Source organism: Thermoanaerobacter ethanolicus JW 200 (assembly GCF_003722315.1).
Lineage (GTDB): Bacteria > Bacillota > Thermoanaerobacteria > Thermoanaerobacterales > Thermoanaerobacteraceae > Thermoanaerobacter > Thermoanaerobacter ethanolicus.
This window is the reverse complement of record NZ_CP033580.1, coordinates 375139-389845: the sequence shown is the minus strand read 5'-3', so window position 1 is coordinate 389845 and position 14707 is coordinate 375139. Positions and strand designations below refer to the sequence as shown.

Genomic DNA, 14707 nt, shown 5'->3' with positions numbered 1-14707 from the left:
AATGTTAAAATTTAGAGCGAGCTTTTTAGTTGCGAGAGTTGTCATTGTTGAAAAAGGAAAAGTTCTTTTAGTAAAACATCAAGAGGGGGAGGAAGTAGCATGGGTTTTTCCAGGAGGTAGGGTAGAAGAAAATGAATCAGTAGCAGTTGCCGCTATAAGAGAATGTAAAGAAGAAACAGGCTATGACATTAAGTTGAACGGAGTGTGTTATATTCAAGAATATGATATTTACTATGTAACATATTTTTATTCCTCTATTATTGGGGGAAAATTGACCTTAGGAAGTGACCCTGAATTACCTAAAGAGAAACAGGTTTTAAAAGAAGTAAAATGGGTTGATCTTAAGGATTTGAAAAACTATCAAGTTTACCCTCAAAAATTGGCGGAACTCATACAACAAAAAGATTTTTTCAATTGTCTTATTCCTATTCCTGAGACTTTTTTATAATTTAAACAATATATTTGAATTTAAGGAGGAATTTTACATTATTTGTCGAATATATATGTTAGAAAATCTATTATTGTTTTAAAAAAGTGGGGTGTGTAAAGGTGTTGTCGAGCAAAATGCAGGAAATCTCTTATTTGCCGATTGACTCTATAAGACCTAGTCCTTATCAGCCCAGGAAGACTTTTGATATAAAAAATTTACAAGAATTATCCGAATCAATCAAAGTTTATGGAGTGCTGCAACCTATTACTGTGAGAATGGTAGGTAACAATTCCTATGAATTAGTAGCGGGGGAAAGGCGGTTAAAAGCCTCAAAGTTAGCAGGACTTACTGAAATACCGGCAATAATTGTAAATGCTCAAGATGAAGATGCAGCTGTTTTAGCTTTAATTGAAAACTTACAAAGAGAAGACCTGAATTTTATCGAGGAAGCTGAAGGATATTACAATTTGATAAACGATCACCATTTGACGCAGGAACAGTTAGCAAAAATGTTGGGCAAAAGTCAATCGACTATTGCCAATAAGCTGAGAATTTTAAAGTTAAGTAAAGAAATAAAAGAAAAGTTATTAGAAAATGATTTAACAGAAAGACATGCCAGAGCCCTTTTAAGGCTTCCTGATGAAGAATTGCAAAAAAAAGCTTTAGAAGTAATTGTAAAGAAAAAGTTAAATGTAAGCCAAACGGAAAAACTTATACAAGATATGATAGATAAAATTACTAAACAACAGGAAGAAACAAAAAAGGCAAACAAAAAGATGATGAAATTTTATAAAGACATAAGAATTTTTGTAAATACAGTGAAACAAGCTGTAGATTTAATGAAAAAATCTGGTGTGCCGGCAGAATATATTGAAAATGATATGGAAGAATATGTAGAGTTTGTAATCAAAATTTCTAAAAAGTAAAAAACTTTTTCACCCCCCCTTGATAATGTTCCATGTGGAACATTGGTATAAACAATGATATAATAGACATATAAGTTTAGCATCCTTAAAGAGGTATTTGTACGCAAAAGGGGGTGAAAAAATGGGCAAGGTTATTGCTATTGCAAATCAAAAAGGTGGTGTAGGTAAAACTACTACAACTATAAACTTAGGATATTCTTTAGCAGTGCAAGGGAAAAAAGTTTTATGTATAGATATAGATCCTCAAAGTAATATGACGAGTGGCTTTGGGATAAACCCGGCTTCTTTAAAACACACTACATATACGGTATTGATTGAAGAGGAAGACATAAGAAATGCAATAATATATTTGAATGATTTAAAGGTTTCAATAGTTCCCTCCAGTATTCAATTGGCAGGAGCAGAAATCGAATTAGTTCCTATGCTTTCGCGAGAATATAAATTAAAAAATGCTGTAAATCAAATTAAAGATGGATTTGACTATATATTAATAGATTGCCCTCCATCTCTTGGACTTTTGACTATAAACGCTCTTACTGCTGCTGATTCAGTAATTGTTCCAATTCAGTGCGAATACTATGCTTTAGAAGGACTTACTCAGCTTATGAACACAATCAATCTCGTAAAAAAGAGCTTGAATCCTGAATTGGAAATAGAAGGTGTAGTTCTTACTATGTTTAACGCTCGGACAAACTTATCTATACAAGTGGTAGATGAGGTGAAAAAATTTTTTAAAGACAAAGTTTATAGAACGATTATTCCACGAAATATTCGCTTAGGAGAAGCACCAAGTTTCGGAAAACCAATTTCTATATATGACCCTAATTCTAAAGGAGCAGAGGCTTATGATGAATTGGCATTAGAAGTGATAGAAAGGGCAGGGATATGAAAAATTTACAAAGGTGGTGATGAAATGGCTGGTAAAAAGGGGCTAGGTAGAGGATTACAGGCTCTTATACCGGAATATCAAACAGAAGAACTGCAAGGGGTAGAAACGATAAATATAGCCTATATTCATCCCAATCAATACCAACCGAGAAAACAATTTGATGAAGAAAGTTTAAAAGAATTAGCAGAATCTATTAAACAACATGGAGTTATTCAGCCAATTATAGTAAGAAAGGTAGATTCTGGATATCAAATAGTAGCAGGGGAAAGACGTTGGAGAGCTGCTAAAATTGCGGGACTTTCGGAAATACCAGCAATTGTGAAGGATTTTGATGATTTACAGATTATGGAAATAGCCTTGATTGAGAATTTGCAAAGGGAAGATTTAAATCCCATCGAGGAAGCTAAAGCATATAAAGCATTGATAGAACAATTTAATCTTACACAAGAAGAGATATCTAAAAAAATTGGCAAGAGCCGTTCGGTAATTGCAAATAGCATAAGACTTCTCAATCTCGACGATAGAGTGCAAGAAATGTTAGTGAAAGGTGATATAACAATAGGCCATGCAAAGGTTATACTTTCTTTACCAAATAAAAGTTTACAGTATGAAGCAGCAAAAAAAGTTGTTGAAGAAAATTTAAATGTAAGAGAAACAGAAAATTTAGTAAAGAATCTATTGCGTAAAAATGAAAAAATCACGAAAAAGCTAAAGTTGGACAAGATAGATGTGCATGTTAAGGAAATAGAAGATAATTTATGCAGTTTTTTAGGAACAAAAGTAAAAATATCTCAAAGAAGTAAAGATAGAGGAATTATACAAATAGAATATTACAGTGAGGAAGATTTGACAAGAATTATTGAAATCATTTATGGAAAGGGCTAAAAAGCCTCCTATTTTTATGGAGGCTTTTAATTTTATCCAATTTTGCAGCAATTTTACCATTTTTAAAGCAAAACGAGGGATTTAATTAGGTACGTGCAATTGTCAGCATATTATTCACCTAACTTTTGACACACACTTTAATTAGTTTTTTGTTGCTAATGAGAAAAAATAAATATAAAATATAGTTAAGAACTCTAAAAGGAGGTTTGCATATATTAATAGCGGGAGATTTAATTTAAAGGAGATAGGATTATGATTTATTTTGATAATGCTGCTACTTCTTGGCCTAAACCCGAGGGAGTGTATAAGGAAGTAGAGAAAGTTTTAAGAAACTGCGGAAACCCTGGAAGAGGCGGACACAAAATGGCACTTGAATCAGGAAGGGTTATTTTTGAAGCCAGGCAAGAGATATGCAGCATTTTCAATATTAAAGACCTTATGAGAGTGGTATTTACATCTAATACAACAGAAGCTTTGAATATTGCTTTAAAGGGCCTTTTGAAAGAAGGAGATCATGTAATAACTTCTAGTATGGAGCATAATTCTATGATAAGGCCCCTTATGGCATTGAAAGAAAAAGGAATAGAAGTTACAATTGTGAAAGCAAATGAGGAAGGAAAGATTGACCCTGAGGATATAAAGAAAGCAATTACAAAAAAAACAAAAATGATTGCAATAACCCATGCTTCCAATGTGACAGGTACGATAAATCCTATTGAGGAAATAGGAAATATTGCCCGGGAAATGAATTTAATTTTCTTGGTGGATGCAGCTCAGACGGCGGGAGTATTGCCTATAGATGTAGAAAGACAAAACATCGACCTTTTAGCTTTTCCTGGCCACAAAGGATTGTACGGTCCTCAAGGTACAGGAGGATTATATGTAAGAGAAGGTATAGATGTATTGCCTCTTGAAGAAGGGGGAACGGGAAGTAAGTCAGAGTCAATGTATCAACCTGATTTGATGCCAGACAAATTAGAAAGTGGTACTCCTAATACTCCAGGGATTGCAGGACTAAAGGAAGGAGTGAAATTTGTAAAAAACATAGGTGTAGATGCTATATATCAACATGAAAGAAAGCTTACTAAAATGTTGATAGAAGGATTGGAGCAAATAAAAGAAGTTAAAGTATATGGTCCACAAGAAATAGAAGAAAGAGTTGGAGTAGTTTCAATAACATTAAAAGATAGAGATGTAGGAGAAATAAGTTATATTTTGGATAGAGACTTTGATATAGCTACTCGAGCGGGAATACACTGTGCTCCATTAGCCCATTCAACAATTGGCACACTAAAGACTGGCACTTTGAGATTTGGAATTGGCTATTTTAATACTGAAGAAGAAGTAGAAAAAGCTATAAAAGCTATTGAAATAATTTCGCGAAAAACATTCTGACGAATTGGAGGAGAAACTTATGCAAAATTTTTTAGACATTATTTCTCAAAATGCTACGCTGATTATCTTGTTTTTATCAGTTTTATCAATTATAGAATTAATTTTCATACTTATAATTAATGGGAAATTTTTAAGATTAAACAGGACTTATAATAAGGTAATTAAAACATTGGAAAAAGGAGATGTCTTTGATATTTTTTCTAGAATCCTTACAGAGAATGAAGAGATAAAAAACAAATTAGACAAGTTAAAAATTGATTTAAATTCTTTAGACAAAGAAGGAAAAACAGCAATTAAAAAAGTGGGAATGGTGCGGTATAATGCTTTTCCTGATGTAGGCTCTGATTTAAGCTTTTCTATTGCCCTATTAGATAGCAATGACGATGGTATTGTTTTGTCTGGAATATACGGAAGGAATGAGACGGCTACTTTTGCAAAACCTATTGAAAGAGGGCAATCTAAATATCCTCTTTCTGCTGAAGAAGTACAAGCTATAGAAAGAGCCAAAAGAAAAGCTTTGTAAAAAACAGGGAGTGATAACTTTGATTGCGTTTATTGTGAACCCAGTGGCGGGTGGAGGAAGGGCCTATCGGAAGATTCCAGAAATTAGAAGGATCATGAAAAAGAAATTAATCGATTACAAAATTTTTATAACAAAATATGCAGGGGAAGGGAAAATATTAGCAAGAAAAGCAGCTCTTAGTGGATTTAAAGTTGTGGCGGCAGTAGGAGGAGATGGTACTGTACTTGAAGTAGTAAATGGAATAAAAGGTACACAGGCTGTACTGGGAATTATTCCTGTAGGGACAGGAAATGACTTTGCAAGATTTTTCCACATACCTAAAAAGTTAGAAAAGGCTATTGATGTGCTTATAATGGGTAATATTAAAATTATAGACGGAGCTGTGATAAACGATATATTAACTTTTGGAAATATTACAAGCACAGGCATCGCTTCTGAAACAGCGGCAATGGCTGTGCGGTTTAAAAAGTTTTTATCTGGAATATGGGTTTATTTGTCTGCCCTTTTAAATGTCCTCTTTAAGTACAAGCCCTATTCTGTAAAGATAAAGATGGATGATAAAGAGTTAAATAGAGAAATAACAATTTTTGCAGCGGGAGTTTTAAGCTATTATGGAGGCGGCTTAAAGCTTTTGCCGGGTGCTGATCCTAATGATGGCTATTTAGATGTCATGATTGTTGACAAAATAAGTAAGATTAAATTATTGGTTTTATTGCCCTTAGTTCTTTTTGGAACCCATACTAAACTTAAAATTGTAGAAGTTTATAGAGCAAAAAAAGTAGAAATAGAGGCAGATCGAGAAGTACCTGTTACTGTCGATGGTGAAATATTATATATCAAAAACCTGGAAATAAAAGTGGAAAAAGATGCAATAAAATTATGCACTCTGTAAATTTAATAGAGTATATTGCGTTAAACTCTCAGGAATAATAAATTATGAAACCTGAGAGTTTATTATTTTTTGGAGGCGGATAAATGGCGGAGAAAGTAAAAGGAAAGTTGATTATCATAGGAGGAGCAGAAGACAAAGAGGACAAATGTGAAATATTGAGAGAAGTTGTAGGTTTAGCTGGGGGAAGAGAGAGTAGAATAGTTGTAATGACAACAGCCACAGAAAAACCTGTGGAAGTGGGCAATATGTACATTTCTATTTTTAAAAAATTAGGGGCAAATGATGTAAAAGTTGTAAACATAAATTCAAGGGAAGACAAAGAAATAAACTATGCAAGGGATGTACTTGAAGATTGCAGTTGCGTTTTTTTTACAGGTGGTGACCAATTGAGGATAACCAGTATTTTAGGAGGAAGTGGCATAGATAAATTGTTAAAACAATTGCACAAAGAAGGAACTTTGATTGTAGGTACAAGTGCAGGGGCTTCGGTGATGTCACAAACTATGATTGTGGAGGGAAATGATGAAGATTCTCCCAGGAAATGCACTATCAAAATGGCTCCTGGATTAGGTTTATTAAAAGATGTAATAATTGACCAACATTTTGCACAAAGAGGGCGCATTGGAAGGCTTCTTGCAGCAATTGCTCAAAACCCAAACAATCTCGGAATAGGGATTGATGAAGATACTGCCATAGTTGTAGAAGAAAATGAATTTAGGGTAATAGGGTCAAATGCTGTGACAGTAGTGGAGGGAAGAAAGCTAAAACACTCTAATGTTTCTGAATCAAGTCCTAATGAAATTTTAGCCCTCACCAATGTTATACTTCACATATTACCATCCGGTTATGGTTATGATTTAGAAAAATGGATACCCAAAGTCAAGCTCAAGGAGGATAAAGTATGATTATTAAAGATATAAGGGTATATCGAGGGAGAAATATATACAGCCATAGACCTGTAATAAAAATGGTAGTAGATATAGAGAGATTGGATATTCCTACAAAAGATATACCCAACTTTAATGAGAGATTGATAAAACGGCTTCCTAGCCTATCAAAACATAGTTGTTCTTACGGATATGAAGGGGGATTTCTAAAGAGATTAGAGGAAGGCACCTATTTACCCCATGTGACAGAGCATATAATTTTGGAACTACAAAATATGCTAGGGTATGATGTAAAATTTGGAAGAGCGAGAAATATAGAAGGGGATTTGTATTATATAATTTATGAATATGGATTAGAAGAGTGTGGCATAAGAGTGGGGAAATTAGCGGTTGAAATGGTAAATAAATTTATACAGGGGGAAGAATTTGATTTAGAAGAAAGACTAGAAAGAATACGCAATATAATTGCTGAGATAGAACTAGGGCCTAGCACAATGGCTATAAAAAATGAAGCTTTAAAAGCGGGAATCCCAGTTACAAGGGTGGGAAATGGAAGCATTTTGCGGCTAGGTTATGGGAAATATCAAAAAATGATTGAAGGCACAATTTCACAAAATACTAGTTGTATTGCTGTAGACATAGCATCAGATAAAATCTTGACAAAGCAGATTTTAAGAGACCATGGATTTCCTGTGCCGGAAGGAGATGTTGCTTACAATGAAGAAGAAGCGATTGCTATTGCGGAAGAAATTGGATATCCTGTCGCTATAAAACCTTACAACGGAAATCAAGGCAAAGGAGTTCATTTAAACATAACCAATAAAGAAGAAGTAAGTATAGCCTATAGAAACGCCAAAGCTTACAGTGACCTTGTTATTGTAGAAAAACATATAAAGGGAAAACATTACAGAGTATTAGTTGTAGGTGAAAAAGTAGTAGCGGTAGCTGAAAAAATTCCTGCCCATGTGATAGGAGATGGAATTCATACTATTGAAGAATTAGTAGAAATGGAAAATAAAAATCCTTTAAGAGGAAAAGGCCATGAAAAACCCCTTACCAAACTCACAATAGATACGATTTCTAAAATGATCCTTAAAAAACAAGGATTTGATCTAGAAGATATCCCCAAAAAAGGGCAAAAAGTGTTTTTAAGGGAAAGCGCAAACTTAAGTACAGGAGGAATTGCAATAGACAAAACAGATGACATTCACCCATATAACATAGAAATTGCTGTAAGAGCGGCAAAAGCCATTGGCCTTGATATAGCTGGTATAGACATTACAATGGAGGACATAAAAAAGCCTCTAACTAAAGAAAATGGAGCAATAATTGAAATAAATGCATCTCCGGGCATAAGGATGCACCATTATCCTAGCAAAGGTAAACCTAGAAATGTAGCAAAAGCGATTGTAGATATGCTTTTCCCTAAAGGAAGCAAAGCTACCATACCTATTATATCTATTACGGGTACAAACGGGAAAACTACAGTCACCAGGATGACAGCTCATATTTTAAAAACCTATGGCTATACTGTAGGAATGACTTGTACTGACGGCATTTATATCGATGACACCTGTGTCTACAAAGGTGACAATACTGGTCCTAAAAGTGCAAGAACTTGTCTTGCTGATAAAAACATAGATGCTGCAGTGTTAGAAACAGCAAGAGGAGGTATTATAAGGGAAGGTTTAGGTTACGATTTGGCAGATGTAGGGGTGATAACCAATATTTCAGAAGACCATCTTGGCATTGATGGGATAGAGACTTTAGAAGACTTGGCTTTTGTTAAGGCTTTAGTGGTGGAAGCGGTAAAAGAAGACGGTTATAGTGTTTTAAATGCTGATGACCCGATGACCACTTATTTGGCCCAAAGGGCAAAAGGGAAAATAATATATTTTTCAATGTACGATAATAACCTCACTGTAAAAAAACATATAGAAAAAGGCGGAATAGCAGTATACGTTAAAGACGGTGTCATCGTTATAGCGAATGGGCAAATAATTCCTGTTGTAAAGATAGAGGAGATTCCTGCAGCTTTGTCAGGGAAAGTTTTGTACAACGTGGAAAATGCTCTTGCAGCTATCGCTGCTTCTTATGGAGTAAAAGTGCCTGTAAATATTATTGCAAAAGGTATAAAGACATTTTACTGCGATACTACACACAATCCTGGGAGGTTTAACTTGTTTAATGTAGGTAATTTCCGTGTATTAGTAGATTATGGCCACAACATAGCTGGAATAAAAAGTGTAATAGAAGCAGCACAAAAACTTGATGCGAACAGGCTCATCGGTGTGATAGGAGTTCCAGGAGATAGAATAAATTCTAGCATATTAAAAGTAGGAGAAATTTGTGGTCAAGGATTTGACTTTATATATGTAAAAGAAGATTTAGATTTAAGAGGTAGAAAACCGGGAGAAGTAGCTAAATTATTAGAACAAGGTGCAATAAAAGGGGGTATAGATAGGAAAAAAATAAAGACTATTTTAAAAGAGACAGAAGCATTAAGGGCGGCTATGTACAATGCTGAAGGAGGAGATTTAATAGTAGTCTTTTATGAAAAATATCAGCCAATTATAGAGGTGATAGAGGAGTTTATCAAAAACAAAGATTTGAAAAATATTGAAATAAAATTAGAAAGGGCTTGAGTTTAAGCCCTTATCTTATGTGCGCCCGGCATGGGCGATAACTAGGCGGTGAAAGTCCGCTGTGGGCTTGGTAGTGGGAACCACTAGCCAAGAGCAAGGGTGTCCATCGTGAGGTGGAATCTGAAGGAAGCTTAAGGCAAAATCTCGGTCTGATGAACAAGAACCAGATAAGAGGCTGAATTGGGGTGGATGAGTTTGCGTAACAAAACGAAGTCCAACACTACCCGAATCCCATACAGTAAATCTGGCAGATATATGAGATGAAAGTTATCGTTCTTACCCGGGGAGGTCTCAAGGATAAGTCATGGAAGTAAAATCTGAAGTGACAACCCATGCAGTGATGTATGGCTGAACCTTGAGAAGTCAGCAGAGGTCATAGTACTTATCTAGACATGAATAGATAAGGAAGGACCGAACGTTAGGAGGTTTTGGAAATCTTATGGACTCGAAAGATATGCAGAGACTGCAGACAACTCAACAAAGAGGCTATCCGTTGAATAGAGAAATGGAATTTCAAAAGACAACGGAAGTGCATAGTATATCATCGGCGTCGGAAGATGGAAGAAACGAAGTACAAAGATATACCAGCAAGATGCTTGAAATGATAGTAGAACGAAGGAACATGGAAGCAGCATACAAGCGCGTTGTTGCAAATAAAGGAAGCCATGGAGTCGATGGGATGGAAGTAGATGAACTTCTACCGTATCTCAAAGAAAACTGGGCAACCATAAAACAACAACTGCTGGAGGGGAAATACAAACCACAACCAGTGCGAAGAGTAGAAATTCCCAAACCAGATGGAGGAGTAAGACTACTAGGAATACCTACAGTACTAGACAGACTAATACAACAAGCAATAGCCCAAATACTAAATAAAGTCTACAACCATACATTTTCTGATAGCAGTTATGGATTCAGACCAGGACGCAGTGCAAAAGACGCAATAAAAGCCGCAGAAGCATACATAAATGAAGGATACACATGGGTTGTAGATATGGACTTAGAAAAATTCTTTGACAGAGTAAACCACGACATAATAATGTCCAAACTAGAAAAGCGGATAGGGGACAAAAGAGTACTAAAGTTAATACGAAGATACCTAGAATCAGGAGTAATGATAAACGGAATCAAAGTATCAACAGAAGAAGGGACACCCCAAGGAGGGCCATTAAGTCCCCTATTAGCAAACATAATGTTGGACGAACTAGACAAAGAACTTGAGAAACGAGGGCATAAATTCTGCCGATATGCAGATGACTGCAACATATATGTAAAAAGCAGGTCTGCAGGAAACAGAGTAATGAGAAGCATAAAGAAATTCATAGAAAGCAAATTAAAACTAAAAGTCAACGAAGCAAAAAGTGCTGTAGATAGACCATGGAGAAGAAAATTTCTTGGATTTTCATTCTATACAAAAGAAAACGAAGTAAGAATAAGAATCCATGAAAAATCCATCAAAAGGTTTAAGGAAAAAGTAAGAGAAATAACCAATCGGAACAAGGGAATAAGCATGGAAAACAGAATAAAAAGACTAAATCAAATAACAACAGGATGGGTCAACTATTTTGGATTAGCAGACGCGAAAAGCATAATGAAAACCCTTGACGAATGGATAAGGCGAAGACTAAGGGCATGTATATGGAAACAATGGAAGAAGATAAAAACGAAGCATGATAACTTAGTAAAACTAGGAGTAGAAGAACAAAAAGCCTGGGAATACGCCAATACAAGGAAAGGCTACTGGAGAATATCCAATAGCCCAATCCTAAATAAGACTCTTACAAATAAATACTTTGAAAGCATAGGTTATAAGAGTTTATCCCAAAGATATCTAATTGTACACAATTCCTAATGAACCGCCGTATACCGAACGGTACGTACGGTGGTGTGAGAGGACGCTGAATAAAATAATTATTCAGCTCCTACTCGATTTTGTTCATATATTTCATTTATTGTCTTGTATATTCCCACAGAAATTATATCTGCCATTTTCATTACAGTTCTAAGTCTTGTATTTTGAAGCACCATGTATTCCATAAAACCAGAGATATTGACAATTCCTGTAACAAACATATCTCCTACAGGAGGCAGGTCTTTAGAAACCCCCGCTCCAGGCTTTATAGGTCCTTTTCCAACAGAGATATGACCTACGTGGTTTAAAGAACCCAAACAAGCGTCTATCGCTATCATAAAAGGACGTCCATAATTTAAATTTATGTACTTTAAAACCTGATGTATGTTTTTTGCATGTAGTGGTTCTTCTAAAGTACCAAAGACATGGGCTTTTCCTTTAAGAAGAGGCTTTAGTTTATGACCAATTAAAGGTCCCAAGCTATCCCCTGTGGACCTATCAGTCCCTATACACAGCAAAACTATTTCTTTTCGATAATCATATAGTTCTGTCAGGTAGTTAGAGAAAAATTTATAAAAATGCCCTACAGCACTTTTGTCTTCAATATTTATTAACTCCATATGTTTCTCCTTTCTTAAGTTGATAAGTCTTACAAATATATTTTTGTCAACTATGTAAAATTAAATACAGGTAATTTCCGGTTTTAATTATTGAAAAACCTTTCTTACTTGTGTAATATATAAAATATAAAGGAAATGAAGCGGGTGATATGATGGAGACAATAGCTCAACTATACCAAAAATTTTCAAGTCTTTACGATATAAAAATATTAAAAGTAACTTTCGATATCATAAAAATTTTGGTTATAGCTTTTATAGGTATAAAAATAGGAGACATACTTATATCAAGGTTTTACAAATTACAGACAAAAGGAAAAATACAGCTTCCTGAAAGAAAGATAGGCACTTTAATGTCTCTTACCAAAAATATATTGAGATATGTCATTTACTTCATAGCAGCTGCTTCAATACTAAAAATTTTCAACATAGAAATGACATCAATATTGGCAGTTGCCGGAATTGGCAGTTTGGCTATAGGTTTTGGTGCTCAAAATCTAGTCAAAGACGTAATTTCGGGATTTTTCATAATATTTGAAGATCAGTTTGGAGTTGGGGATTATATAACGATAAATAATTTTTCGGGTCTTGTTGAAGAAGTAGGACTTAGAACAAGCAAAATAAGGGATTTTTCGGGCGATTTACATATAATACCAAATGGAGAAATAAAGACTGTAACAAACCATACACGAGGCAGTATGAGAGCGCTTGTAAATGTAGGTATTCCTTATGAGGAAGATATTGATAGAATAATAAATGTGCTCACACAAATTTGTGAAGATATAAAAAAATCCAGGAATGATGTGATAGAGGGCCCTACAGTCTTGGGAATTACGGATTTTCAGGACTCGCAAGTTTTAATAACGATTATTGCGAAAACAGAGCCTATGAAACAATGGGAAGTTGAAAGGGATATAAGATACAGGATAAAAAAAGTATTTGATAGAGAAAAGATTACATTTCCGTATCCGCATACAGATGTTACAATAACAAATATTGACACATAACTTGGTTAGTAATGTGTGAAAATCAAAGCACCTTTTCAGTTGATTTATTAAGTTCATAAATTAGTTAGAGGTGATTGTTTTGCCAAAAGAACTCCATGTAGGAGATATTGTAAAGATGAAAAAAAAGCATCCTTGTGGTTCTGACGAATGGGAAATTTTAAGAGTTGGTATGGATATTCGCATAAAATGCCTAAAATGCGGAAGAATGGTTTTGATGCCACGAGCTAAATTTGAAAAGAGCATCAAAAAAATTTTAAAAACAGTTGAAAATCCCTCTGGACAATGATAGAATATGGATATGGATTGCCGCCTTGCCCTTTTTGGGGCCGTTTAGTCCAAAAGGAGGTGAAAAGATGAGGTCATACGAGACAATGTACATTCTCTCTCCAGATTTAAGTGAAGAGGAAAGAAAAGGCTTAATAGAAAGATTTAAAAACCTCATCATTGAAAATGGTGGAGAAATAACCAATTTTGATGAATGGGGTAAGAGAAAATTAGCCTATCCAATTGACAAAAAGCCTGAGGGATATTATGTACTGATGAACTTTAACAGCAACTCAAAGGTTTCTCAGGAATTGGAGAGAGTTTATAAGATCACAGATGGCGTTTTGAGATATTTAATAATAAGAACTGACGAATGATCGTTTATTAATATAAAAAGGTGGGTTAAAAATGTTAAATAAGGTTATTTTAATAGGCCGTCTTACAAAAGACCCTGTGATGAGGTATAGTGCTAACATGGTTCCTGTTACTACATTTACATTAGCGGTTAACAGGAATTATGTCAGTCAAAGCGGGGAAAGGCCTACAGATTTTATACCCATCGTAACTTGGAGAAAACTTGCAGAAATTTGCGGTAACAATTTAAAAAAAGGCAGATTAATAGCGGTAACTGGAAGCATTCAAACCCGAACATGGGATGATAGTAGCGGCAATCGACATTGGGTTACTGAAGTTGTAGCAGATGACGTGAGATTTTTAGAGCCGAAATCTGGTTTTGGCAGCAGTAGCAATGCTGAAGAAAATAAAGATTTCGATGAAGACTATGACAGCGTATTTGAAGATATACCGGAAGAGTTTGAGGGTTTTACACCTATAGAAAGTGAAGATGATTTACCTTTTTAAAAAGGAGGTTGAAGGATGACAACAGCTAATACGACGGCGAAAGATAACGCAGCTACTAAAAAAAGAGGCAGAAAAGCAAAAAAGCGCGTTTGTGCTTTTTGCACAGATAATATAGATAAGATTGATTACAAAGATGTAGCAAGGCTCCGCAAGTACATCACAGAAAGAGGAAAAATTCTGCCGAGAAGAATTACAGGAAACTGTGCAAGGCATCAAAGGCAGCTTACAAAAGCTATTAAAAGAGCAAGACAGATTGCACTACTACCATATACAGTAGAATAATGATATAATAATAAGAGGGCGATGCCCTCTTTTAGTTTACGTGCGCCCGGCATGGGCGATAACTAGGCGGTGAAAGTCCGCTGTGGGCTTGGTAGTGGGAACCACTAGCCAAGAGCAAGGGTGTCCATCGTGAGGTGGAATCTGAAGGAAGCTTAAGGCAAAATCTCGGTCTGATGAACAAGAACCAGATAAGAGGCTGAATTGGGATGGATGAGTTTGCGTAACAAAACGAAGTCCAACACTACCCGAATCCCATACAGTAAATCTGGCAGATATATGAGATGAAAGTTATCGTTCTTACCCGGGGAGGTCTCAAGGATAAGTCATGGAAGTAAAATCTGAAGTGACAACC

At 35.2% G+C, this 14707-nt stretch carries 16 protein-coding genes; 15 read left to right on the top strand and 1 reads right to left on the bottom strand.

What is annotated here, in order from left to right; all coding sequences use genetic code 11:
- The first annotated feature begins 1 nt into the window (after position 1).
- The 10 genes from EB239_RS01955 to ltrA all read left to right on the top strand — a co-directional run bounded on the left by EB239_RS01955 (position 2) and on the right by ltrA (position 11324).
- Positions 2-448: an NUDIX domain-containing protein gene (locus tag EB239_RS01955; protein WP_003870002.1), complete on the top strand. Its 447-nt coding sequence runs from the start codon at positions 2-4 to the stop codon at positions 446-448.
- Between the two features lie 101 nt (positions 449-549).
- Positions 550-1356, top strand: coding sequence for a nucleoid occlusion protein (noc, locus tag EB239_RS01950; RefSeq protein WP_042835464.1), 807 nt, complete (start codon positions 550-552; stop codon positions 1354-1356).
- A gap of 121 nt (positions 1357-1477) precedes the next feature.
- Positions 1478-2245: a ParA family protein gene (locus tag EB239_RS01945; RefSeq protein WP_003870004.1), complete on the top strand. Its 768-nt coding sequence runs from the start codon at positions 1478-1480 to the stop codon at positions 2243-2245.
- Between the two features lie 24 nt (positions 2246-2269).
- Positions 2270-3130: a ParB/RepB/Spo0J family partition protein gene (locus EB239_RS01940; protein ID WP_003870005.1), complete on the top strand. Its 861-nt coding sequence runs from the start codon at positions 2270-2272 to the stop codon at positions 3128-3130.
- A gap of 252 nt (positions 3131-3382) precedes the next feature.
- On the top strand, positions 3383-4525 hold the full coding sequence (locus EB239_RS01935) for an aminotransferase class V-fold PLP-dependent enzyme (protein ID WP_003870006.1): 1143 nt from the start codon (positions 3383-3385) through the stop codon (positions 4523-4525).
- Positions 4526-4544: 19 nt separating this feature from the next.
- Positions 4545-5048 carry a DUF4446 family protein gene (locus tag EB239_RS01930; protein ID WP_003870007.1) on the top strand — a complete coding sequence of 168 codons (504 nt, stop codon included), beginning with the start codon at positions 4545-4547 and terminating at the stop codon, positions 5046-5048.
- 19 nt (positions 5049-5067) lie between these two features.
- Entirely contained in the window at positions 5068-5940 is an 873-nt protein-coding gene (locus EB239_RS01925) for a diacylglycerol/lipid kinase family protein (RefSeq protein WP_003870008.1), read from the top strand.
- Positions 5941-6023: 83 nt separating this feature from the next.
- Positions 6024-6845: a cyanophycinase gene (locus EB239_RS01920; protein WP_003870009.1), complete on the top strand. Its 822-nt coding sequence runs from the start codon at positions 6024-6026 to the stop codon at positions 6843-6845.
- Positions 6842-9472 carry a cyanophycin synthetase gene (gene cphA / locus EB239_RS01915; RefSeq protein WP_003870010.1) on the top strand — a complete coding sequence of 877 codons (2631 nt, stop codon included), beginning with the start codon at positions 6842-6844 and terminating at the stop codon, positions 9470-9472. The genes EB239_RS01920 and cphA overlap by 4 nt, the downstream gene beginning before the upstream one ends.
- 439 nt (positions 9473-9911) lie before the next feature.
- Positions 9912-11324 carry a group II intron reverse transcriptase/maturase gene (gene ltrA / locus EB239_RS01905; RefSeq protein ID WP_129545080.1) on the top strand — a complete coding sequence of 471 codons (1413 nt, stop codon included), beginning with the start codon at positions 9912-9914 and terminating at the stop codon, positions 11322-11324.
- Between the two features lie 59 nt (positions 11325-11383).
- Here the strand turns inward: ltrA and yyaC are convergent, their stop codons facing one another.
- Positions 11384-11944 (bottom strand): spore protease YyaC, encoded by a 561-nt coding sequence (gene yyaC / locus EB239_RS01900; RefSeq protein WP_003871388.1) that lies wholly within the window; start codon positions 11942-11944, stop codon positions 11384-11386.
- 149 nt (positions 11945-12093) lie between these two features.
- Here yyaC and mscS point away from each other — a divergent pair, with 149 nt between their 5' ends.
- From mscS to rpsR, 5 genes are all read left to right on the top strand, one after another.
- Positions 12094-12948, top strand: a complete 855-nt coding sequence (gene mscS / locus EB239_RS01895; RefSeq protein ID WP_003871387.1) for a small-conductance mechanosensitive channel MscS — start codon at positions 12094-12096, stop codon at positions 12946-12948.
- Between the two features lie 79 nt (positions 12949-13027).
- Positions 13028-13234: a DUF951 domain-containing protein gene (locus EB239_RS01890; RefSeq protein WP_003867429.1), complete on the top strand. Its 207-nt coding sequence runs from the start codon at positions 13028-13030 to the stop codon at positions 13232-13234.
- A 67-nt stretch (positions 13235-13301) separates the two neighbouring features.
- On the top strand, positions 13302-13589 hold the full coding sequence (gene rpsF / locus EB239_RS01885) for a 30S ribosomal protein S6 (RefSeq protein WP_003871386.1): 288 nt from the start codon (positions 13302-13304) through the stop codon (positions 13587-13589).
- A gap of 31 nt (positions 13590-13620) precedes the next feature.
- The gene (locus EB239_RS01880) at positions 13621-14073 is read left to right on the top strand and encodes a single-stranded DNA-binding protein (protein WP_003871385.1); all 453 of its coding nucleotides are present in this window, start codon (positions 13621-13623) and stop codon (positions 14071-14073) included.
- Positions 14074-14088: 15 nt separating this feature from the next.
- Complete coding sequence (rpsR, locus tag EB239_RS01875) at positions 14089-14355, top strand: 30S ribosomal protein S18 (protein WP_003867432.1); 267 nt, start codon at positions 14089-14091, stop codon at positions 14353-14355.
- Positions 14356-14707: the final 352 nt, after the last annotated feature.